Origin of the sequence: Spiroplasma floricola 23-6 (genome assembly GCF_002813555.1) — a bacterium.
In the GTDB taxonomy this organism is placed as follows: Bacteria; Bacillota_I; Bacilli_A; order Mycoplasmatales; family Mycoplasmataceae; genus Spiroplasma_A; species Spiroplasma_A floricola.
Genome location: NZ_CP025057.1, coordinates 1,030,198 through 1,054,337, shown reverse-complemented (window position 1 = coordinate 1,054,337; position 24,140 = coordinate 1,030,198). Strand labels below are relative to the sequence as shown.

Annotated in this window: 20 protein-coding genes and 1 tRNA gene; 19 read left to right on the top strand and 2 right to left on the bottom strand. The window is 24.4% G+C overall.

Annotation, left to right across the window (positions count from 1 at the left end):
* Nucleotides 1–34: 34 nt before the first annotated feature.
* The 11 genes from rsmD (at nucleotide 35) to SFLOR_RS04625 (ending at nucleotide 11,716) form a co-directional block, all read left to right on the top strand.
* Nucleotides 35–631, top strand: coding sequence for a 16S rRNA (guanine(966)-N(2))-methyltransferase RsmD (gene rsmD / locus SFLOR_RS04675; RefSeq protein ID WP_281253759.1), 597 nt, complete (start codon nucleotides 35–37; stop codon nucleotides 629–631).
* 4 nt (nucleotides 632–635) lie between these two features.
* Entirely contained in the window at nucleotides 636–1,520 is an 885-nt protein-coding gene (gmk, locus tag SFLOR_RS04670; RefSeq protein ID WP_100916911.1) for a guanylate kinase, read from the top strand.
* Nucleotides 1,520–2,773, top strand: a complete 1,254-nt coding sequence (gene rsmB, locus SFLOR_RS04665) for a 16S rRNA (cytosine(967)-C(5))-methyltransferase RsmB (protein WP_100916910.1) — start codon at nucleotides 1,520–1,522, stop codon at nucleotides 2,771–2,773. The genes gmk and rsmB overlap by 1 nt, the downstream gene beginning before the upstream one ends.
* 44 nt (nucleotides 2,774–2,817) lie before the next feature.
* Nucleotides 2,818–5,277: a hypothetical protein gene (locus tag SFLOR_RS04660; protein WP_157806959.1), complete on the top strand. Its 2,460-nt coding sequence runs from the start codon at nucleotides 2,818–2,820 to the stop codon at nucleotides 5,275–5,277.
* Nucleotides 5,278–5,317: 40 nt separating this feature from the next.
* Nucleotides 5,318–6,391, top strand: a complete 1,074-nt coding sequence (rlmN, locus tag SFLOR_RS04655) for a dual-specificity RNA methyltransferase RlmN (protein ID WP_100916908.1) — start codon at nucleotides 5,318–5,320, stop codon at nucleotides 6,389–6,391.
* Complete coding sequence (locus SFLOR_RS04650) at nucleotides 6,381–7,142, top strand: PP2C family protein-serine/threonine phosphatase (RefSeq protein ID WP_100916907.1); 762 nt, start codon at nucleotides 6,381–6,383, stop codon at nucleotides 7,140–7,142. The genes rlmN and SFLOR_RS04650 overlap by 11 nt, the downstream gene beginning before the upstream one ends.
* A gap of 289 nt (nucleotides 7,143–7,431) precedes the next feature.
* A complete protein-coding gene (locus SFLOR_RS04645; protein WP_169919202.1) occupies nucleotides 7,432–8,469 on the top strand; it encodes a phosphatase PAP2 family protein in 1,038 nt (345 codons plus the stop codon).
* Between the two features lie 59 nt (nucleotides 8,470–8,528).
* A complete protein-coding gene (locus SFLOR_RS04640) occupies nucleotides 8,529–9,539 on the top strand; it encodes a serine/threonine-protein kinase (protein ID WP_100916906.1) in 1,011 nt (336 codons plus the stop codon).
* Between the two features lie 2 nt (nucleotides 9,540–9,541).
* Nucleotides 9,542–10,432, top strand: coding sequence for a ribosome small subunit-dependent GTPase A (gene rsgA, locus SFLOR_RS04635; RefSeq protein ID WP_100916905.1), 891 nt, complete (start codon nucleotides 9,542–9,544; stop codon nucleotides 10,430–10,432).
* Nucleotides 10,432–11,106: a ribulose-phosphate 3-epimerase gene (gene rpe / locus SFLOR_RS04630; RefSeq protein WP_100916904.1), complete on the top strand. Its 675-nt coding sequence runs from the start codon at nucleotides 10,432–10,434 to the stop codon at nucleotides 11,104–11,106. The genes rsgA and rpe overlap by 1 nt, the downstream gene beginning before the upstream one ends.
* On the top strand, nucleotides 11,096–11,716 hold the full coding sequence (locus tag SFLOR_RS04625; protein WP_100916903.1) for a thiamine diphosphokinase: 621 nt from the start codon (nucleotides 11,096–11,098) through the stop codon (nucleotides 11,714–11,716). Before rpe ends, SFLOR_RS04625 begins: the two co-directional genes overlap by 11 nt.
* 41 nt (nucleotides 11,717–11,757) lie before the next feature.
* Here SFLOR_RS04625 and SFLOR_RS04620 read toward each other — a convergent pair.
* Both SFLOR_RS04620 and rpmB read right to left on the bottom strand, forming a co-directional pair.
* Nucleotides 11,758–11,840, bottom strand: a tRNA-Leu gene (locus SFLOR_RS04620).
* Nucleotides 11,841–11,916: 76 nt separating this feature from the next.
* Nucleotides 11,917–12,108 (bottom strand): 50S ribosomal protein L28, encoded by a 192-nt coding sequence (gene rpmB, locus SFLOR_RS04615; protein ID WP_100916902.1) that lies wholly within the window; start codon nucleotides 12,106–12,108, stop codon nucleotides 11,917–11,919.
* 221 nt (nucleotides 12,109–12,329) lie between these two features.
* Between rpmB and SFLOR_RS04610 the strand changes: the two genes are divergently transcribed.
* From SFLOR_RS04610 to SFLOR_RS04575, 8 genes are all read left to right on the top strand, one after another.
* The gene (locus SFLOR_RS04610) at nucleotides 12,330–12,641 is read left to right on the top strand and encodes an Asp23/Gls24 family envelope stress response protein (protein WP_169919200.1); all 312 of its coding nucleotides are present in this window, start codon (nucleotides 12,330–12,332) and stop codon (nucleotides 12,639–12,641) included.
* A gap of 118 nt (nucleotides 12,642–12,759) precedes the next feature.
* A complete protein-coding gene (locus tag SFLOR_RS04605) occupies nucleotides 12,760–14,403 on the top strand; it encodes a DAK2 domain-containing protein (protein WP_100916901.1) in 1,644 nt (547 codons plus the stop codon).
* A gap of 88 nt (nucleotides 14,404–14,491) precedes the next feature.
* Complete coding sequence (locus SFLOR_RS04600; RefSeq protein WP_100916900.1) at nucleotides 14,492–15,256, top strand: hypothetical protein; 765 nt, start codon at nucleotides 14,492–14,494, stop codon at nucleotides 15,254–15,256.
* A 17-nt stretch (nucleotides 15,257–15,273) separates the two neighbouring features.
* The gene (locus tag SFLOR_RS04595; RefSeq protein ID WP_100916899.1) at nucleotides 15,274–18,999 is read left to right on the top strand and encodes an ABC transporter permease; all 3,726 of its coding nucleotides are present in this window, start codon (nucleotides 15,274–15,276) and stop codon (nucleotides 18,997–18,999) included.
* Nucleotides 19,000–19,044: 45 nt separating this feature from the next.
* On the top strand, nucleotides 19,045–19,263 hold the full coding sequence (locus SFLOR_RS04590; protein ID WP_100916898.1) for a hypothetical protein: 219 nt from the start codon (nucleotides 19,045–19,047) through the stop codon (nucleotides 19,261–19,263).
* A gap of 75 nt (nucleotides 19,264–19,338) precedes the next feature.
* Nucleotides 19,339–20,343, top strand: coding sequence for a phosphate acyltransferase PlsX (gene plsX / locus SFLOR_RS04585; RefSeq protein ID WP_100916897.1), 1,005 nt, complete (start codon nucleotides 19,339–19,341; stop codon nucleotides 20,341–20,343).
* The gene (gene rnc, locus SFLOR_RS04580; protein ID WP_100916896.1) at nucleotides 20,343–21,035 is read left to right on the top strand and encodes a ribonuclease III; all 693 of its coding nucleotides are present in this window, start codon (nucleotides 20,343–20,345) and stop codon (nucleotides 21,033–21,035) included. The genes plsX and rnc overlap by 1 nt, the downstream gene beginning before the upstream one ends.
* A 131-nt stretch (nucleotides 21,036–21,166) precedes the next feature.
* Nucleotides 21,167–24,118 (top strand): chromosome segregation protein SMC, encoded by a 2,952-nt coding sequence (locus SFLOR_RS04575; RefSeq protein ID WP_100916895.1) that lies wholly within the window; start codon nucleotides 21,167–21,169, stop codon nucleotides 24,116–24,118.
* Nucleotides 24,119–24,140 lie beyond the last annotated feature (22 nt).

Below are 24,140 nucleotides of genomic sequence, written 5' to 3'. Positions count from 1 at the left end.
AATACCTCAACATTGATTATATATTAATTATTTTTTGTATAATATAAAAGCAAAGGAAATATTAAAAATGAAAGTTATAAGTGGTCGTTTTAGAGGAAGAAAATTAGCTACATTAGAAGGTATGAATACAAGACCTACAATTACAAGAATTAAAGAAGATATGTTTAATGTTTTAAATAACTACTTTATTTTTGAAAATAAAGTATGTTTGGATCTTTTTGCAGGAAGTGGAGCTTTGTCATTAGAGGCATTATCAAGAGGTATCTCTTTTGCTTATGTAAATGATCATCACAAACCTGCTTTAGAAATTATAAAACAGAATTTTAGAGGTTTAGAGAGTGATGAATATCAAATATTTAATCTGGATTATAAAAAAATGTTAGATTATTTAGTTAATTTAAATAAAAAAATTGATCTTATTTTTCTAGATCCTCCATTTGCAAAAATTGAGTATTATTATGAGTTTTTTAAATATATATATGAAAAAGAAATTCTAAGTAATTATGGTATATTAATAATAGAATCTGAATTCGAATTAGATGTTTCAAAAATTTCAAATCTTAATATTTTAAAATATAAAAACTTTAAAAATAAGCATTTATATATTTTGAGACTTGAAAAAGAGGAGTAAAAGAATGAATAAACAAGGAAAAATTATTATTTTGTCTGGACCTTCAGGAGTTGGTAAAGGAACAATTAATAAGGAATTAGCACAAGATAAATCATTAAACCTAGTGCAATCAATTTCAATGACAACTCGTTCTCCAAGACCAGGAGAAATAGATGGAGTTAACTATTTTTTTGTAGATAGAGATACTTTTAAAGATGCAATTCAACATGATGAATTAATTGAATATGCAGAATTTATAAATAATTATTATGGTACTCCAAGAAAAACAGTATATGAAAAAATAGCTAAAGGTGAAAATGTCATCTTAGAAATTGAAGTAATAGGTGCAACTCAGGTTCTTAATAAGGAAAAACCTGAAAATCTAGTATCAATATTTTTAATGCCACCAAGTTTAAAATCTTTGGAACAAAGATTAAGAAAACGTGGTACAGAATCAGAAGAAATTATTAAACAAAGATTAGATAAAGCACTTTTAGAGATTCCTTTAAAACATAAATATCAATATGTAATTGAAATTGATAGTGTTGAAAATGCAGTTGCAAAAGTTAAAGAAGTTTTAACAAAAGAAAATTGTTTAAGTATAGATTATTCAGAAAGTATATATTTTAAATTGAAAGAAGAAGTTCTTAAAATTGTAAGTGAGCAGTATGAATATTTTGTTAATAATTGAAAAGAAAATGTTCAAAAAGTAGGCGGTCAAGAAATTAAAGAAAATTTTGATTTTAAAAATTATTTAGTTGAATTATTAACTGATAAAACTTATGCACATGTTTTAGCAAATGAGGAATTAGATATTCTTAATAGTTCTGATTTTATTAATACAATTGTTGAACACTTTATGATTGATGTTAACTTCTTTAGTATTGAACAAGAACAATTCAAAAAATAATGAATTCAAGAAAAGAAGCATTAAATATTTTATTTGAGGTATTTAAAAATAATAAATTTTCAAATAAATTGCTTAATAATCTTATAAAAAAAGAAGCTATGTCAAAAAAAGACATAGCCTTTATTTTTAAATTAGTCTATGGAACTATTCAATACAAAATTTATTTGGAATATGTAGTTAATAAAGTCATTAATCCTAATAAAACTGACTATAAAATACAGATTCTTTTATGAATGAATTTGTATCAAATAAAATTTTTAGAATCAAAACCCTATTATGTAATAAATGAATCTGTAGAAATTGCAAAAACAATTAAAGAAAATTTTTCAGGTTTTGTTAATAAAGTATCAAAAAAACTACTTGACAAAGAATTATGAAAAGTAGATATAAAAAATAAGCAAAATATTTTTCCCTTGGAGAATGGCTTTCCCTTTTGATTATTTAAAAAAATTGAAAGTGACTATTCAAGAGAAGAGGCAAAAGAATTTATTTTACATTCTAATAAAGAAAGTAGAATTAGTTTAAGATTAAATACTTTGAAGATATCTCTTAAAGATTTTGAAGAACAATATTTGGATAAATATAATTTAGAAAAATCACAATTAATTGATTATTTTTACATATCAGATTCAAATATTATAAATGAAGATATTTTTAAAAATGGATATGTAACTGTTCAAGATCAAGTAAGTGGATTTGCATCTTTTATATTAAATCCCAAAGAAAATTCAAGAGTGCTAGATATGTGTTCAGCACCTGGAGGCAAATTGACTCATTTAGCACAAATTATGAATAATACTGGAACTATAGATGCTTATGAACTTCAAAAAAATAAAATTAGATTAATTGAAGAAAACATTTTAAGACTAGGAGTTAAAAATGTAAATCTAAGTTGTAAAAATGCACTTGATATAAAAGAAGAAGTATATGATTATATTTTATTAGATGCTCCATGCTCTGGATATGGTGTTATAAGACAGAAACCAGAAATAAAACTAAAGAAATATTCAAATGAGGAGAATTCAAACTTAATTCAATTGCAATCTGATCTTTTAGAAAAAGCTTATAAATGTCTAATTAAAAACTCTGAATTAGTTTATTCTACTTGTACAATAAATAAAAATGAAAATGAAAATCAAATTGATATTTTTTTAAAAAAACACAAGGATATGAAAAAAATCTATGAAAAAGTTTTTTTTGGAACTGAGTATGACAATGATGGTTTTTATATATGCAAAATGAAAAAACATTAGTTTTTTCATTTTTTTTATCGATAAGTTTATTGGGAGGATTAAAAATGATAAAAGCTTTTAAATTACTATTTCTATTTTTTAACTTCGGTTTTTTCTCATCTAATTTATTAAAATTTGAAGTTATTAATTTAATGGAAAATGATATATCTACAAAAAATAATTTAATAGTTAAAGCACCATATTATTTATTAGAAATTCCTAAATTTTCTGATAAAGGCGTTGAAGTAAAACATAATGAAAAAAGTAGTATTTATAAATCAACTATTGAAGAGTTTATTTCTTTAGATCAACTCAAATTAGAGACAATGAAAGATTATTGATTTGATTCCAGTTTAGAATTAAATATTAAGAGTGTTTTAGAAAGAAATGCCAAAGTTATAGATCAAGAAATGAGTTCTTTAGATCAAAATTTAGTAAAAGAGAATTTTAATTTTCAAATTCAACTTGAGAAAAGACAACAAATAAAAGAAATTGAAAAAGAATACAGTTATCATGATGAATGAACTGATACTTTTATTTTTACTAAATTAAATCTGAAGTTTAAAAAGATTTATCAACAAAATAATGAGGGAGTTGAAATTTCAGGAACTATAAATGAAGAAATTTTAGCAGATCCAAATATAGTTGATAAAGCAGCTCTTGAATCCTTTTTAGGAGGACCAACTAGAGGTGGTTTACTTTTAACATCAGTTAAAAGTAATTTTATTTCTAGAAGTGATTTTTTTCAAGATAAAAAGGAGAATTACTATACTTATTATGTAGATTCTAATAATTTCTATTCTGCTAGAAGAGAGAATCTTGAGAGTTTCTTATTTAATGATGTTAATTTCTATAAATTTCTAAACCTGAATAAAGAAACAAATTATAGTTTAAAGTTAAAAATTAAGCTAAATCAAGATTTATTTGTGAAAAATAAAATTATTGGAATAGTGGATTTTTATGAAAATAATAAAATAATTATAAAAAATATAAAAGTATTTTTTATAGAAAAGGAAATCAATAAGAAAAACAACTCTATAGGCTTAAAATATAAAAGTAAGTTTAAAAATATTTATGAGAATCATAAAAAAATAAAGTATTTTTTATCTAATGAATATAAAATTAACTATCAGGATGTGTACTTTGATAATAATGATTTAGAAAACTCAGTATCTATAAAAAAATTTAATTCTGAAGAAACTGCAGTTTTTAAATATACATATAAAAAACCTAATGGAGGTATTCTAACTTTTTATATAACTATTTTTCATATAGAGGAAAAATTTGATGAGGATGTTCTTATGTCAAATTGAAAGGACATTAAATTTGAAACTACAAGTAAAAATTATGAAGTTAATGAATTCAAAGTTGTATATGAAAGCCCTGTTGTGGGAGAGGAAATGAAGTTTAAATATATTAAAGTAACAGAAGAGAAAATAGAAATAAATAATAACGAGACAAGAAAAATTTTTATTATAAATGGTGAGAGTTTTAAAAATATAAAAATAAAAAACAGTAGTAATATAAATGTTAAAAAACAAGGAAATAATCTTTTAGAAATAAAGGCTTTAAAAGTAGGGAAAGGCTTTATTGAGTTAGATTCAATAGATGCAATAAATAAGAAAATAATTGAAGTGGAAGTTAAAAAACTAAAAGATTACTTTTCATTAGAAAAAGATTTTATTGTTATTGAAAAAGGTAAAAGTGATTTTATAAATGTAGATACTAATTCAATAGAGAATTTGGTTATTGTGAATAGAAATAAAAATATAAATGCAAAATTTGAAAAGAATAAACTCTCAATTAAATCAACAATAACTGGTGTATTTGAAATTGAAATAATTTCAAGTACAACAAAAATAACTAAAAAAGTAAAAATAAAAGTGATTAATACAAATAGCTCAATACTGTTAGATAAAAAAATAGTTATTAGTGAAATGAATACATCAAATTTAATTAAAATTTTAAATTATGAAGAGTTAGATCAGGACCAAATAAAAATAGAGTCAAATTCAAGGAATCTTTTATTTACTAAAAATAAATCTGAAATTATTTTATTTCCAAAAGATAAAGGAGTTTTTGAATTAAATATCAATTATAAAAAACAAAAAAGTGTTATAAAAGTTAAAAGTTTTAAAGAAATAATTGAAAAAGAAATAGAACTAAGTGATGAGATTATTAAATATAGTAAAAGTAATCATGAATTAAAAAAGTATAATGACAATATTAAAATTGTAGAATCAGACAATGAGTTTAGTTTTTCTTTAATTGATAATTCTAAAATAGGTTATTTAGAATTATTCAATGATAATGGAGAAAATTTAAAAATAACTCTTTTAAGTAATAAAAAGGATGAAAGTAATAGCAAAAATCAAGATAATCAATTTAAAAATAATAAATCTAAAGTGATAAAAATTCTGGCATTATTTTTAATTCCTTTAAGTTTTGGAATATCTATTTTATTATTTTTTGTATTAAAAAAAGTTTATAAAAAAGAACAAAATAAAAATAAGTCTTCAAACTAAAAAAATTAGTGTGATAAAATATATTTTGGAGTAAAAATTTATGGAACAAACAAGCATATTTAGATATACAATTGAAGAATTAGAAAATATTCTTTTAGAAAATGGTTTTAAAAAATTTTCTGCAAAACAAATATATGACTGAGTTTATATTAAAATGGAAACAAATTTTGATAATATGACTAATTTGAGTAAGGATTTAAGAGAATTTATTAAGAAAAGATTTACATCAAATTTACTTAAAGATTTAGTTACAGAAGAGTCAAAGGATGGAACAATTAAAATTCTATTTATGCTCGATGATAAAAAAACTATTGAAACAGTTCTAATGCCACAAAAATATGGTCAATCAGTTTGTGTTACAACTCAAGTTGGTTGTAAAATGTCATGTAAATTTTGTGCATCAGGTCTTATAAAAACAGAAAGAAATCTTTCTGTTGATGAAATAGTTAAGCAAATATACACAATGAATTTATATTTAAAAGAAAAATATAAAAATGATCCAGATAATAAAAGAGCTAGAGTAAGTCATATTGTTGTTATGGGTATTGGAGAACCGTTTGATAATTATGAAAATGTTCTTAACTTTGTTAAAATAATTAATGATAAAAGAGGTTTTGAAATTGGAGCAAGACATATTACAATTTCAACTTGTGGTATTGTTCCAAAAATTAAAGAATTTGCAGATTTAAAAACTCAAATAAATTTAGCTATATCTTTACATGCTTCAAACAACGATGTACGAAATCAAATAATGCCTATTAATAAAGCATATCCAATAGAAAAATTATTGGACTCTGTTAGATATTATGTAGATCAAACAAATAGAAGAGTAACATTTGAATATATTTTAATTGATGGAATTAATGATAAACCAGAACATGCAAATGAATTAGCAAAAATAATTAGAGGAATTAATGGTTATGTAAATTTGATACCTTACAATGAAGTAGAGGAAAATCCTTATAGAAAATCAACTAGAATTGATGAATTTTTTAAAATTCTGAAGAAACAGGGAATTAATGCAATAGTTAGAAAAGAATTTGGAGCAGATATTGATGCAGCTTGCGGTCAATTAAGAGCCAAAAGGGAAGGTGTCATAAAAAATGAAATTTAAAAATGCAAAACTTACTGATGTAGGAAATTACAGAAAGTCAAATCAAGATAATCTTGATTTTTCAATAAAAAAATCAGGAGAAGCATTTGGTATAGTATGTGATGGTATGGGTGGACATGCTTGTGGTGAAATTGCTTCTGAAATAGCTGTTAAAAAATTTGTTGAATATTTTCAAGAACAGGATTTTTCAAACTTAACTCAAAAAGAAGTTAATAGATGATTAAGAAATTCAGTAAGCAACATCTTAACTGAAATGATTGAATACTCTAATGAAAATTTTGAAACAAAAGATATGGGAACTACATTAACAGCAATCTTATTCACAAATGTAGGTGCTTTTGTAATAAATGTTGGAGATTCAAGAACCTATAAGTTAGTAAATAATGAACTGTTTCAAATAACTCAAGATCAAAATTTATGAAACTCAACTCCAGAAGCTGAAAGAAAAGATATTCAGATGTCAGGAGTCTATGAAAGAGCAAATGATTTTACATTTTGAAAAGTTCTTACAAGTGCATTAGGTCCACAAAAAACTTTAAGAATTGACACCTATTATGTAGAGAATCAAGAAGGCACTTATATACTTACAACAGATGGTGTTCACGATTACATGGATGAAGAAATTACTGCCTCAACTTTAAGCAATAAAAAAGTTAAGCTTAAAGATAAAGCTGAATTAATTATTGAAGATGCAAAAGATAATGCCTCAACTGACAATTTATCAATTTTAATAATTGAAGTTGAAAAATAAAATTTTTTTAAAAAAATTAATAAAATAAAAATGAAAAACTATTTGAAGTAGAGTTTTATTAAAAAAAAATAATTTCTTTTTTACACTTTAAAGTATTGTTTTTTTATGCTTTTTTGTTGATAATTAAAAAGTATAATTTAAAATTATAAGATTTTAAAATTTTTTATTTTACAACTATTAACGGGAACTAAATGAATAGGTATTATTTTATTAAAAATAATAAAAGGCTAATGAATTTTATTATTTTTCCATTAATTGGAATTTTTTTTGTCAACTTGTTTTTTTCATTTTGGCGTCTGTATTTGATCTTCAAATAATGGATATTTTTTCAAAAATAATGAAGATTGATTTCTTAAAATATATCTCAATTTTTTATCATGAATTAGGTTTTACAGAGCTATATATTATATTTATACTTGTTACTATAATAATTCTTGATTATGTTTGATTTTATTTACAAAATACTAAGAAAATGAAAAAGGAAATATTTTCTTGAATTACAATTTGTTTTTTTATTATTGTTTGAATAACATTAATGTTTTTTAAATTTTATAAAAAATGAAAATTTAATTATTGAGTTGATATTGAAGGTAAAGGACAACTTAAATACAATATTGCAAAATTGTTAAGTCCATCAGAATATAGAACTATATTAGTTTTAATATTTTCTTATCAATTTATAATTTTAATTGCTATCTTGATGTATTATAAATTAGTTTTTTCAAAAAAGAAGAATTTTTATGAAGAACAATATTGAAAAATATCTGTAAAAATATTAATGTATTTTTTTATAACTTATGGTTTAGTTGGAACAGTAAAAGTTTGTATGGGAAGAGACTATTATAGAGGAATGGAATATGTTATCTATAATAGAATTGATATTTATTATGAAAAAACAGGAGATTGAATAATATTTAATCCAAAATGAGTAACTACACCAGAGTATCAACCTTGGTGAAATTTCAATGGACTAATTGGCAATCCCCAAAGTATCAATTGATCACTTGATCAATTATTTAATGCAAATGCATTTCCATCTGGTCACATGGCTCAAATGGGTATGGTTGGCATGGGATTTTGTTTTATTATTAATCCTAGAGATAAACAAACAATTAATTGAAAAAAAGTAGTTCCTATTTACTTGTTTTTCTTCCATCAATTAATTATGGTATTAAGTTTCTTAATAAATGGTTCTCATTGACTTACTGATACAAGTTTTACTTGAATGTGATCAATTGTAACAATTTGAATTGCCAATCTAGTTGTTGATGCTTCATTAGATAAAATAGGCAACAAAAAAAACACTGAAATACAAAATTTTAAGTAAAAGCGGAGTAATTTAAATCTGCTTTTTTTGTTATTATATTATTGTTAAGGAGCAAAGCTATGAATAAATATGATCCAGGATCTATGATAAATGATCGATATGAAGTAATAAGTCAACTTGGGAAAGGTGGAATGGCATCTGTTTTTAAAGCATATGACATTTTTACAAAAACAATTGTTGCTGTAAAAGTTGTTGCTCCAGAAATAGTTATTAAACCTGTTGGCCAAGAAAGATTTGAGATTGAAAAAGAGGCTTTTGCAAAGTTAGGGTCAAATCCTTATGTTGTGAAACTTTTTGATATTATTCAAAATGGTGATGAATGATTTATTATTTTGGAATGTGTCGAAGGGGGAACTTTGAAGGATAAATTTCAAGAATTTGGTTCAATGACTTTAAAAGAAATAAAATATTATTTTTCAAGAATTTGTGATGCTCTTTCAGAAGCTCATAAATTAAAAATAATTCATAGAGATATTAAACCAGATAATGTTTTGCTTACTCAATCTGGAGAAGTAAAATTAGGAGATTTTGGTATCTCTGTCATGGAAGGTATTTCAACAGAAACTAATAAAGCTATTGGTACTCCAAAATATATGCCCCCAGAGATAATTGCAGCACAAGCTCCATCTGCTCAAAGTGACATTTATTCTTTAGGTATCATGTTATACGAATTTGCAACTGGAACTGCTCCTTTTATTGCAAAAGAAGCTCCAAAAATAGCTGCTAAACATTTAAAAGAAACCCCAACAAATCCAAAATTAATAAATCCTTCTATTCCTCAAAGTCTTGAAAATCTAATATTAAAAATGATTGAAAAAGAGCCACAAAATAGATTCGAATCTGTAGATGAAGTTAAAAAAGAATTATTAAAAATTAGATCTACAGATAATTCAAAACCATATATATATCATAAAAAAGCAACTCTTATCTTGAGCGAAGGTAAAAAAACAATTAAAGTAGGAACCACATATGATAAGTTACCTATTATAGTAAAAACAAGATTCTTTTTATCCTTTATAATTATCTTTTTAGTACTTATTATTTTGCTTGTTGTGGTACTGGTAATTTAATTATGAATAAAGGCATTATTTTAAAAATTTTAAGTGAATATGCATATGTATTATTTGAAGAAAAGTTATTTGAATGCAAGGCAACAGGTAAAATAAGACATAGTAATAAAAAACCAACTACTGGTGATTATGTTGAGTTTGAAATAATTGATAGTCAAAATTTTAAAGGTTCTCTAACAAATATTTTGGAAAGAAAAAATGAATTGTACAGACCAAGAATTTCAAATATTGATCAAGTTGTAATAATAACTTCATTAAAAGATCCTTTATTAAATACTTATACACTAAATAAATATTTATTCTTTATAGAGTCATTGAATATAAAACCTTTATTAGCTTTTACAAAAGTTGATTTAACAAATAAAGATGATGATGAACTTATTAAAGCAAAACTGTATAAAAATTTAGGTTATGAAACATATTTAATAAATAATATGATAGAAACAGATAAAGAATGAGTAGCTTTTTTAAAAAGTTTAGAATCTAAAACTTCAGTATTCACAGGACAAACTGGCGCAGGAAAATCAACTACACTAAATCATATTATTCCAAATTTATTTGAAAGAACTCAAGAAATTTCAAAAACATTAAATAGAGGAAAGCATACTACAACAAAAAATGAATTATTTATTTATAAAGATGCTTTAATAGGAGATACTCCAGGCTTTTCATCATTTGATTATAAAGAAATATCGGCAATAGATATTGCTTTGAGCATGAAATTTTTTAAGCAAGTTAATTGTAAATTTAGTGATTGTTTGCACATCAACAATACTCCTGGATGTAAAGTTATTGAAGCTGTAGAACAAAAAGTGTTTCCAGAATTTATATACAATGATTATGTAAAAGTTCAATTAGAAATTGAAGAACAAAATAGAAGGAGAAAATATTAATGAAAAAATATATAGTGGCTCCAAGTATTTTAACAGCTAATTTTTTAGAACTTAAATCAGATTTGGATAAATTAAAAAAAGCTAAAATAAAATGAATTCACTATGATGTAATGGATTATAACTTTGTACCAAATTTATCTTTTGGACCAAAAATACTTTCAGATATAGTTAATAATTATGATTTTAAAATGGATCTTCATTTAATGGTTAAAATAGTTGGGTTCTCAGTTGAAGATTATTTAAAACCTTTTATTCAAAAAAATGTTAAACAGGTTACAATGCATTATGAAGCATTAAATAAAAAGCAATTAATAGATTTTATTAAATTTTGCAAAAAAAATAATATAAATGCTTCTTTATCAATTAATCCAAACACAGAAATTAATAAAATAAAGAAATACTTACCGAATTTACAAAATATTTTAGTAATGAGCGTTAATCCTGGTTTTGGCGGACAAAGTTTTATAAAAAAATCATTGGATAAAATAAGATTACTAAATGAAATTAGAAATACTAATAATTATCAATATTTAATACAAGTTGATGGAGGAATTAACGAAGATACTTATAAGTCAGTTCAAGAAGCTGGTGTTGATATGATTGTTGCTGGAAGTTATTTAGTAGATTCTAAAATTAAAAATCTAGAAGAGAGGATTTCAAAACTTGAAGGATAAAAAAGCTTTACTAGTTATTTCTAAAACTAATATTAATTTAAAATTATTTGAAAAAACTCACTTAATTGTGGGTATTGAAAGAGGCTGTTTAGACTTAATAGAAAAACAAGTATCAATTGATATTTCAATGTCTGATTTTGATCAAGTAACAGATAGTGAACTAAAATTAATAAAAGAAAAATCCAAAGAGTTTATATCTTTTAACTCAAAAAAAGATTTTTTAGATGGCATTGCAGCAATTTATCATTTAAAAAGTATGAACTATAAAGATATTACAATGGTAGTTAATCCTAGTAAAAGATATGATATGAATTTAACAATAATTGAATATGTTTTTAAGCATAATTTAAAAGTAATAAATGATAATTCTGTAATATTTAAATTAAACTCTGGGGAGAATAGTTTGGATTTTAATAATTATCAAGACTATACATATGTTTCATTATTTAGTTTAAAAGAAAATATAATAACAATTGAAGGAATGAAATATGAAGTCAAAGAAGCAAATCTAGAAGCTTTTAACTCATTTGCTTATTCAAATGAATTTATATCTTATGTAAATCCTAAAATAGTTTGTAAAGAAGAATTAATGATTATAATGACGAAATAAAAAAACAGATTACATAATTGTAATCTGTTTTATTTTCAAACTGGTGCCCTCTATCGGAGTCGAACCGATACGATTTCTCGGCAGATTTTGAGTCTGCTGCGTCTACCAATTCCGCCAAGAGGGCATAACCAATAATAATTATATATAAAAAAAAGAAACTTCTTTGAGTTTCTTTTTTTTATTGTAGTTTTTTTATTTTGCTAATTGGTTATTTTTTTCAAAGTTCTAAGTGTTCTGGCTGAAACTTTTAAAGTCATAACTTTACCATTTTCATCCATTACTTGAACTTTCTGTAAATTAAGGTTTCATTTTCTTTTGTTGGCATTCATAGCATGTGATCTTGAATTACCTGACAAAGGACCTTTACCTGTTAAACCGTCTTTTCTTGCCATATTTTCACCTCGGACCTATAAATAATATAATAATTAAGTTTAAAATACAACAATATATTTAATTATTATTTAGAAATATTTCAACTTTAATATCTTAATGGTTTATTTATTTTTACTATTAGTGTAAAATATGTTTGTACTAATTTGAAACGTGGCATCATGATCAACATGTTATCTAGATTAGATAAATGCATTTATTAAATTTTAATGGGGGAATCCTTATGCTTGAAAAAGATATTTTAGACTCAATATCAAATGCTGTTGTTACAGTTCCTGGAGTTGCTTCTTTTGCTAATTTTACAGCTAAATTAGAATCAGAATTAAAAACAGATGATATTTCAAAAGCAGTAGAAATAACAACTGCAGATACAACAAATAGGGTAAAAGTGCATATAATTTTAATTAATGGAGTTAACATAAGTGACGTTGTTAAAGAAGTTCAAATACGTGTAAAGTATGAATTGGAAAAACTATCACAATTCGTGCGAAATTATATAGTGGATGTTGCAGTAGATGATCTTATTGTAATTTAGCAATATTTTTATTTAATCAATATATACTTATAATCTGGCAAATAAATATTTGCAATTTTTTATTATTTTTTATTTTTAAATAATAAAGAAGTAATATAGTTTAGAGGGTGACAATACTATGAAAAATGCACAAATTTTAAAAGGTATGATAACTAGTGGAGTTAATAATTTGTATAATAATTATCCCCATATAGATAAGCTAAATGTTTTTCCTGTACCAGATGGAGATACTGGAACAAATATGAATTTAACTTGTACCAATGGATTTGCAGAAATTGAAAATGAAGATTTCGATAAAATTGGCTCATTAATGAGCAAATTTTCTAGAGGTCTAATTATGGGCGCTCGTGGAAACTCGGGTGTTATTTTCTCTCAAATTATCAAAGGTTTTTCTAATGGAATGAAAGATAAAGAAGACTTAGATTTAGAAACATGAAAGGATTCTTTTATTAAAGCCAAAGAAGTAGCTTATGCAGCTGTTATGAAACCTGTTGAGGGAACTATTTTAACTGTTATTCGTGAAACAAGCGAATTTGTAAATAACATAACTGAGGATTTAACTCCCGTTGATTTTTGAGATAAGTTAGTATTAGCTGCTAATGAGTCTTTAGAGAGAACACCAGATTTATTGCCAGCTTTAAAAGAAGTTGGAGTTGTTGACAGTGGAGGATATGGTTTAGTTAAATTTTTTGAAGGAATGAAGTACTTTGTTGAAAAACATAAACCTATTGCAAAATTAAAAAAACTTGAAGAAAATACAGGGGCAAATATAGAAATGGCCATAGAAGATGAATTTGGCTATTGTACTGAAGCAATTGTTATGCTTAATGAAGAGTATATAGATAAATTAGAAGTTGATACAGTAAGAAACACATTTGAACAATATGGAAATACATCAATTGTTGCAGTAATTGATGGAGATATTTTAAAAATACATACTCATGCTTTAATGCCAGGTCAAGTATTATCATACTTACAACAGTTTGGAGAATTTAGAACTATTAAAGCTGAAAACATGACTTTACAAGCTGATAAACATGTTGCTAATACATCTGATCATTCTTTGGTAAGAAATTCAGCTCAAGAACAACGTAAATTAAAAAACGAAGTTGGAACAATTGCTGTTGTTAGATCAAAAGGAATGCAAGATTATTTTAAAAATGAATTAAATTTTGATTATGTTATCAATGGTGGAGCAAAAATGAATCCATCAACAAAGGATTTTTTAAAGGCAATTGAAGCAGTTGATGCCAAAAAAGTATATATATTTCCAAATGATTCAAATGTTTTATTAGCTGCAAAACAAGCAAAAGATTTAGAAAAGATGTCAAAAGTTACTGTTATTGAAACAAAAACTATTCCTCAAGGAATGACAGCTTATTTAAATTTAGATGCAGATGAAAGTACTAAAAAAAATGAATCAAATATTGCAAAGGCACTTAAAAATGTTGTTTCAATCTCAATTAATAAAGCAGCAAGAGATGCAACAATTGATGGTATAACTATAAAAACTGGCGAATATATGATGACAGCTGATAACAAAATAATAGCATCTACAAAATCATTGCGTAATATTTTTAGTCAATTTATGTCAAAATTCATTACTTCAAAAACTGAAATTCTAACAATTTTTACAGGCCAAGATGCATCATTTAAGGATATAAATGATTTACGTAAATATTTAGATGAAAATCATGATGTTGAGTATGAAGTAATTGATGCGCAACAAGAAGTATATTCATTTATCATAGGTATTGAATAATTTAGAATAATTCTCTGAGAATTATTTTTTTTTTTTTTTTGTCTTTAATGATATATAATAAAAATAATTTGAGATATGAGGAGCAATTGTGAATTCTTTTTTTAAAAAAATAAATAAAAATAAAACTTTTTTTTCTGTAATGATTAGTTCAATAATTATTCTTCTTTTAGTTTTTTGTTTATTTGCAATAGCAAAAATTTGTATAACAAAAAGTCTGGTAATTTCAAATTATAATATGCTTTTTGGATTATTTAATTTAGGTTTTTTTGTTGCTTTTATTTATGGATATAAATTATTTAATTATTTTAAGACTGTAAGTTATGTTAAAAAAATGAAGTTTAATCAAAATAATAATCATTTATTTAATGATTTAATAAAAAAAATAAGAGTATATTTAAATCCAGGAAGTTATTTGGTTTTATTTATCTCATGTTTTATTATTTTCATTTCTGTGATATCACAAGGAAAAGCAGTTAAAACTATTGAAATGAGTGGAATAATTTTTATAAAGAAATTAATTTTATCTTTAATATCATTTGCATTTTTTGAATTCATAAGTATTTTTATTATTTTTAATGTATTAAAGTTAATAAAAACTAATAAAAAAGTTGAAAATAATTATGTAAAAAAAATTAGTAAGAAATTATATTTTATATTTATAAAATTTATTAATTTTTTATCTATAAAATTTTCAGAAATTAAGGAATTAATTTTAAACATATATAATGCAACAGTTAAGCAGCTATATTTTTATGATTCTAATCAAAAAAATAGAATATCAGCTAAAAGAAGTGATTTTTTAAGTAATCAATTAAAGGGAAAATGTCCACCAGTATCAATTCTAATTTATTAAATAGAAAGGAATAAAAAATGAAAAATATATTTAAATCTTATATGAAAGCCTTCATAAAGGCTTGAGTAGAAACATTGGGAACAGTTTTATTCTTAATGATATTTACTATGCTAATTTTTGGTATGTTATCAACTCCACTTCAACTTTCTTTGAAATCATCTTCAGTAAAAAAAGAAACAAACATGTGACAAGAACAATGACAAAATAATGGTGTTATGACTGATGAGTTTATAGAAGAGTATATTTGAAATAATAAAGAAATGAATTTTAAATATGATGATATGAACTTTAAACTTGCAATACCTGATGAATGATTTAGTACAGAAACCAAAAAATTAATTAAAGACTATTCTAAGGAAATAGTTAATGGTCAATTTGAAAACAAACCAAATAATATTGAAGAATTGATTAGACAAGAAGAAATTGAAACTGTTAAAAAAGTTATATATTTATATTATATTTGTGGAGATAAATACGTTTCAACTTCATTTAGAACAGAAGAAAATAAAACACGTACTTTAAAAGTAGAAGAAATTTTTACTAAAGAAGCAAAAGATCAAATTTCAGGGGGAAAACAATTTAATTATAAAAATAGAAATTTCAAAAATTATGTAGTTTATTCAATTTTAAATCAATTAAAAAACCAATCAAATGGAGAATTTCAATTTGAACTATTTTTAAATGCAAACTTTCAAATGCTTAAGGGAGCAGATGATCATTTTGTTTATAATCTTTCTAATGCAACTGCATTGGGTGGGACTGATGAATATAATATAAACAATGTTGTTTTAGAAAAAGGTAGACTACCAGAAAAAAGAAACGAAATTGTAATAAGTAGTGGATTTGCTAAAAAGCAAAATAAAAAAATTGGAGATAAATTAAATTTAGGAGTAGATCAAAAATTTGAAGGATCAAAAATTGATAAAAAAACAGTAAAGGAATTTGATATTGTAGGTATTGGATCTAAATATTCAGCTTTAACACCATTAGGATTTAGTTCATTTAAAGATTCAATTAAAAACTATTCACAGATTTTTGTTCATGAAAGTTTCTTTTCAACCTATGAGGAAGAAAAAAATACAGATTCAGAAAGTGGCTATTCATTTAATGAAATTTTTCTAACTAATAATTATAAGCTTAATGCTACTTCAGGATTCAAATTAGATTTTTGAGCAGAAACATATATTTCAAAAAATACAAATAATTATAATTTAAATGAGATTTTGACATCTAATATATTAAGCATTGATGAAAATAATCAACAAAAATTATTATCAGTTATAGTTCCTGGAACTACAATGTTTAAAGAATCTAAATCTCATACAAGTATTAAGCAACTAATTAATTTATATATAATAACTTGAATATATATAGTAATTGGAATAATTCTATTTTTATTAGGATTTATGTTTATATTATTTGTCCTTAAAAAAGAAATAAATAATACAAGAAAACAACTTGGAGTATTTAAATCTCTTGGTTATAAAACAACAGAACTTACATGGGTATTTTCTGTAAAGACATTTTTAACAATGATTATAGGGATAGGAATAGGGTATCTATTATCATTTCCATTTCAAATAGATTCTGCAACAAAACAATTTAATACATTTGTTATATTTGACTATCAGACAATTTATACTTCGCCAGTATTTTTATTTATAATAATAGTAATTATTCCTTTACTATTTGCTGGACTGAGTTATTTAATAATATTTAGATTTTTAAATGAAGGAGCTCTTGCTTTATTAACAACAGGTCCTAAAAAAGGAAAATCAGATTATATTGTACTGGTATTAAAAATAATATTCTTTCCAGCTTTAATTTACTCATTTGTAAATTGACTAATATTAAAATCATTAAAAAATAAAAATAAAGGATTTACATTTAGGATGCAACATGCTTTTGTTTCTGCTGGAAAAGGTAAATTTGCTTTAATTATGGGATTATTTTTATTTAGCTCCTTTTTGTTTACATTGCAATTAAGAGCAATGCCTGTAATTACAAATATGATTGAAGGTGGATACAACATTTATTCTAAAGAAGTTGATCATACATATAACTTCAATAAAGCAATGCATATTACTGCTAAATCTAAGAAAATTTCTAAAGATATAACAAGAGAAGATTATGGTATTAAATTTACTAATATAAAAGATCAAAAAGTAGAAGATTATGTAAAAAACTCAAATCAAGCTGATTCTATTTACCAAACAACAAATAATTTTTCAAAATTAATGAATATCATATCTGATATTAGAGATTCATCAAGTAATTGAGGTACCACAGAAGCAACTCTATTTTCATTAATTGCACTGAATTTTCCACTAGATAAAAATCCTAGTGAAATTAATATTAAAGAAATAGTTAAACCAATGGACAAATCAATTTTAACTATTAAACCAGAAGAAATGGGTGGAATATTTTTAGATGATATTGGTAAATTTGCTTGTATTTCTCCTTTTGCTATTAACTATAAAGGCAGTTGTGGAGATATAGAGTCATTTAAAAAATATATTATTGACTATACACAAAATCAAAATACTAGTAGTGAGAATTATGCTACTAAAGATATGACTCCAGTATTTAGTAATGAGTTTTTAACTCTTATGTCTACCTTTGCAAAAATGCAAAGTGGAGTTAATTCTTTAATAAGTGTAAATAATGTTATTTTTAATGGTAACAAAGAAGCACTTCAAACTAGTCTTTCATATCACATTACAAATAATAGTGAAGTTGATATAGAAAACTCACTTATTAAGTTAATTGATACAACAAGTGAAATTGGGGGAGATGCAAGAAGTGTTGTTAACTTTAAATCTGTAAAAAACTCACAATGAGAAGAGTTAAGAGAAAATAATGATGAGTATTTAAATGGAATAATTTCTTATAGACTTTCAAAAATATTAAATAAAAAAGTAGGAGATACATTTGATATTATTGTAGGAAAAGATGTTCTATTAAAAATAAGAATTGCTGCAATTAATGAAAATGATACATTAATGCAAGATATCTATCTAGATTACACAACAACTCTTAAAAAAGTAAATAAATCAGACTCTTTTGATCAGAATGATTTAATGTTCAACTCAATTGTTAGTACAAAAAAAGCAAGTTATGGAAAAGTTGATTTACAAGATATAGCTGGATCTCAAAAAAACTTTACCTATTCAAGAGATACATATACAATGGCTTCAACTAAAAATGAACCATGACTAGCAAGTATATTAGCTCCTTCAGTTGGAGATTATAAACCTACATCACCAAAATCAAGAAACTTTTTCATGAGCTCATCAGTAATTACTTTACCAATATTAAAATCAGTCATAAATCAAATTTTAGGAAAAATGACAAATGCAATGCTATTGTATATTTTAATTGATGTAGTTTTACTAATTATTTTATTAATAGTAATTATGAATATTATTATTACAGATTCAATTAATGTAATTACTATTATGAGATCACTTGGATATACAAATGCTCAAATTAATTGAATGGTCATGGGTAAATATGTCAGTGGAGCTGCAATAAGTTATATATTTGCATTCTTTGCATCAATAGGAGTATGGAAACTCATTCAGATATTTGTTTGAGGTAAATTTAAAGTCTTAATTGCTTTACCTAGCTTACCATGGATACCATTTGTATCAGCTATCATTCTAGGAGCAATTCTATACATTGGATGAATGGCTGCAATGATGCAAATTAAAAAAAGACCTCTAACCTTGTTAGTAAACTAGTAATTATGTATAATAATAGTATGATTATACATAGGGGGTATTTTTATGCCATTGCCAAATCAAAAACCAGAAATAAATAAAGATATTTGTTGTCCAGGAGGAGCTCACAATTGTTATACTTGTAGAGTATGTAGCGCTTCATTCCATGGATGTAGAAGTTGCTTAAAATGTATAAGTTGTCAAGTATGCTTATCTAAACAATGTCCATGTTGTAGTAATGGAACTGCAAGACAACAAGAAAATGCAAAAAAATATAATAAATAAAACATTAATATGTTTTATTTTTTTTGCTTTAAATTCTAAATACCTATATAATCACTATTGAAAAGGAGAATAAATATGGAATATAAAAAAATAGCGTTTGACGTTATGGGTTCAGATAATGGTTTAATTCCAGCAGTTGATGCTGCTATTAAACTTTTAGGTGAGCAAAAAGATTTAAAAATAATCTTTGTAGGTAATGAAACAGAATTAAATAAAGCTCTTTCATCAAAAAAATATAATCCTGATCAAGTTGAAATCGTTAATACAACAGAAGTTATTGAAATGACTGACGGAATTATGGATATTAGAAGAAAAAAGAACTCAAGTATGGTAAAAGCTCTTGAGTTAGTAAATGAAGGTAAAGCTGATGGCATAACAACTGGAGGAGCAACAGCTCCATTTATTGCTGGTTGTCACTTTATTATAAAAAAACTTGATGGTATTGAAAGACCTGGTTTTATGCCAGTTATTCCAACATTAGTTAAAGGAAAAATTACTCTTTTATTAGATGTTGGTGCAAATTTAGAATGTGATCCAGAAGATTTGGTTAATTTTGCAATTATGGCAACAGCTTATTCAAAAGCTGTTAACGGTGTAAAAGAACCTAAAGTAGCTCTATTAAATATTGGAGAAGAAAAATCAAAAGGATTAGAATTACATAAACAAACATATAAATTATTAGAAGAAAATAAAGATATTAATTTTGTTGGAAACATTGAATCTAGATATTTGGCAAATGGTATTGTAGATATTATTGTAACTGATGGATATACAGGAAATATTGCTTTAAAAGCAGCAGAAGGTATGGGTAAAGCTTTACTAAGTGAAATTAAATCAGCCATTACAAAAACTCTATTTAGGAAATTAGCAGCATTAAGATTAAAAAGAGCATTTAAAGAAGTTAGAGCAAAATTTGATTACAAAAATCATGCAGGTGCAATATTATTAGGAGCAAATGGTATTGCTTTTAAATCACATGGTTCTAGTGATAAAATAGCTTTTTATGCAACATTAAAAATGACTTATAATGCAATTAAAAATGATGTTGTAAATAAAGTTAAAAAGGCTTTAGCTGAATAATGGATATAATAAATTTTCTTTTAAAAGAATTTTCAATTCAGGTTAAGGAAAAAAATCACTATTTTGAAGCTTTAACTCATAATTCTTTTTCAAATGAAAATAGAAGTGCTAAAAATTATCAGAGATTAGAATTTTTAGGAGATGCTATCTTACAAATGAAAGTAAGTGAATATCTTTATAAATTGTTTCCAAAATCAAATGAGGGTTTATTAACTAAATATAGAAGTTCAATTGTTAAACAAACTGCATTAGCTGAAATTTCAAGAAAAATAGGTTTAGGTAAATTTATTAGACTTGGTGTAGGAGAATTAGACTCAAAAGGCTATGAAAAAGACTCTATACTTTCAGATATATTTGAAAGTATGACAGCAGCTATATTTTTAGATCAAGGTGATCAAATTTTAAACAAGTGATTAGAAAAAACTATTTTTAGCAATTATATAATTGATCAATTTTTAGATAAAACCCATGATTTTAAATCTGAATTACAAGAATTAATTCAAATAGAGATGAGAAGTGAACTTCAATATGTAACTGTTGCTTGTAAAAAGTTTAAAAATAATACAATTTCATTTACTGTTAATGTAACGCTTAATGGAATGGTATTTGGAACAGGTATTGGAAGCAATAAAAAGCAAGCAGAACAAGAAGCTGCTAAAAATGCTTTGTCTAAAATTAAAAAAAATAAGTAAAGTCAAAAAACCCAGTAAATAAGGGGTTTTTTATCTTTATAAAATTATTAAAAAATTGTATAAATTAATTAAAATCTATATAATGATTTTGTTATATAGGACGGCTATATACGATTACACGAGGTAAAAAAATGATATTCTTAAAAAAAATTGAAGCGTATGGGTTCAAATCTTTTGCTGAACCAACAAATTTAAATTTCGATTTTTCAATGACAGGGATTGTAGGTCCCAATGGTAGTGGTAAATCTAATATAAACGATGCTATCATGTGAGCTCTTGGAGAACAATCATATAAAACATTACGTGGAGATTCAATGGAAGACATTGTATTTTCAGGAAGTAGTGAAAAAAAACCATTAAATATGGCTGAAGTTACCCTTGTATTCGACAATAGTAATAGAGCATTTAGCTCATTAGATTATAATGAAGTATCAATTACAAGAAAGTTTTTTAGACCAACAAAAGAATCAGAGTATTTTATAAATGGAAGTAGAGTTCGTTTAAAAGATATTCAAGAAGTTGCTTTAGAAACTGGCTTAACAAAATCAAGTCTAGCTATTATTTCGCAAGGTTCAATTAGTAATTTTGTGGAATCGAAACCAGAAGATAGAAGAAGACTTTTTGATGAAGCAGCAGGTATTGCTCGATATAAAAAAAGAAAAGAAGAAGCAATTAGAAAACTTTCAAGAACTCAAGAAAATTTAGATAGATTAAATGACATAATAAATGAAATTGAAAGAAAATTACCTTCTTTAAAAAGACAATCTAAAAAAGCAATATCATATAAGGAACTTTTTAATGAATTAAAAAACATAGAAGTTTCAGTATTAGTAAATGATATTAAACTTTATAAGCAAAAAATTATTGAATTAAATGATCAAAAAACAGAACTAAAAATTGAAATTAACTCTCTTGAAAAGCAAATAAATAAAAAAAATGAAGAATTTAATAGTATTTCTCAATCAAGTTATAATAATGAAAAAGAATTATCTAAGTTAAATAAAGAATTTACTAAAATAGTTGAAAAAATTAGTGAATTAAAAGTTTCTAGAATCTCATTAGAATCTAAAAAAAGTAAAGTTGATATTGATGATAAGGAATTTAAATCATCAGAATTAAAAAATAAAGCTAAAGAACTAGAAATTAGATTAGAAGCTGAAGAACAAAAATTAGGAAAATTATTAAAAGATAAAGTTGATAAAAGAGAATTACTTGATGAAACTAGTGGAAAACGCTTCAACTTAAATCAAGAATTGGATTTAATAAGAAAACAATTAGCAAAAACTGAATCAACTTTAGAAAGTTTAATGTTAAGAAAAAACTCTTTAGATAATTTATTTGAAGGTGTAAAAACAATTCTTGAAAATAAAAAAACACTTTCAGGTATTATTGGTACAGTTCAAGATCTAATTAAAGTTGATAAAAATTACGAAATTGCAATCTCTACTGTAATTCAAAATGGATTACAAAATATAGTTGTTAAATCAACAACTGATGTAAAAGCTTTAATAGAATTTTTAAAAAATAATAAAGCAGGATATGCTACATTTCTACCTTTAGACAATTTAAAACCAAATTATATAAATAATGAAACTAGATTTATAATTCAAAAAGCAAATGGTTTCATTGGATTTGGAAATGAATTAGTTAAAATAGAAAAAAAATATCAAGTTGTTTTAGATTATTTACTTTCAAATTATATAGTTGTAGATAGTTATGAAAATGCAATTGAACTTTCAAAATTAACTAATAAAAAATATCATATCGTAACTTTAGATGGCCAAAGAATTTTACCACATGGTGCTATTGTTGGGGGAAGTAGAAAAAATAAGAAAGTCTTATTAAATGACTCACAACAAATAGAGGATTTAGAGTTAAGAAAAAAAGATCTTGATGAAAAAGAAAACTCAATTTCTAAAAAAGTAACTTTATATAGTAATGAAATAGAAATTCTTCGTGAGGAACTAGCTGAAATTCAAACAGCAATTGGAGCTTCAAGACATTCATCAGAATTAATTGAAAAAGAAGCAAGCGAAGTTAAAGAAGAATTTAGAGTAATTACAGGAAAAGAACTTGATGGTGGAGAACAAGAATTCCAATCTCTTGATGAACAAATTATTAAAATTATTTCCGAAATATCTGAACAAGAAAATAAGAAAGATGCAATTCAACAACAAATAAATGTAATTAGATCTTTAAAAGATAAATCAAATGAAAGACAAAATAATTTAAATTCAATAATTGAGCAAGATAGAAAAATGCTTTTCTCATTAAAAGATAAATATGCTAGTCTAAACTCTGATGGTACTTTAATCTTTGAAAAACAATCAAATGCAACATCAAGATTATCTTTAAATTATAATTTAACATTTGAATCAGCTTTAGAATTAAGTACAAATGTTATGGAAACTGAATCAGAAGTTAGAGATAGAATTAATTTTTTAAGAAAAGAAATAAATTTATTAGGAAATGTTAATTTGGATTCAATAGAGGAGTATGAAGAAGAAAATATAAGATATCAAAATTATATTGAACAAACTCAAGATATACTTGAGTCAATAAAAAACTTAAAAGAAGCAATTGGTGATATGGATCAACAAATGATAATTCAATTTAGAAAAATTATCACAGATGTAAATAAAGTATTACCAGATACTTTTGCAACTCTATTTGGTGGAGGAACAGCTTCAATTATTTATACAAATCCAGATGATATTTTAAATACAGGTATTGATTTAAAAATGTCACCACCGGGTAAAAAAATTGCTAACTTAAATTTATTGAGTGGTGGAGAAAAATCAATGGTTGCACTTTCAGTTTTATTTTCAATTCTAAAAGTTAAACCAATACCTTTAGTTATATTAGATGAGGTTGAAGCTCCTCTTGATATTGCCAATGTAGAACGCTTTGCAAAATATATTAAAACTTTTACAAAAAATACACAATTTATGATTGTTACTCACAGAATGGGTACTATGGAAAATTGTGATACTCTATTTGGAGCAACAATGGAACAAAAAGGTATTACAAAACTTGTTCAAATTAAACTTATTGAGGCAAAAAAATTATCAAATACGAATTAATATTAGCATTCAGCTAGGAGAA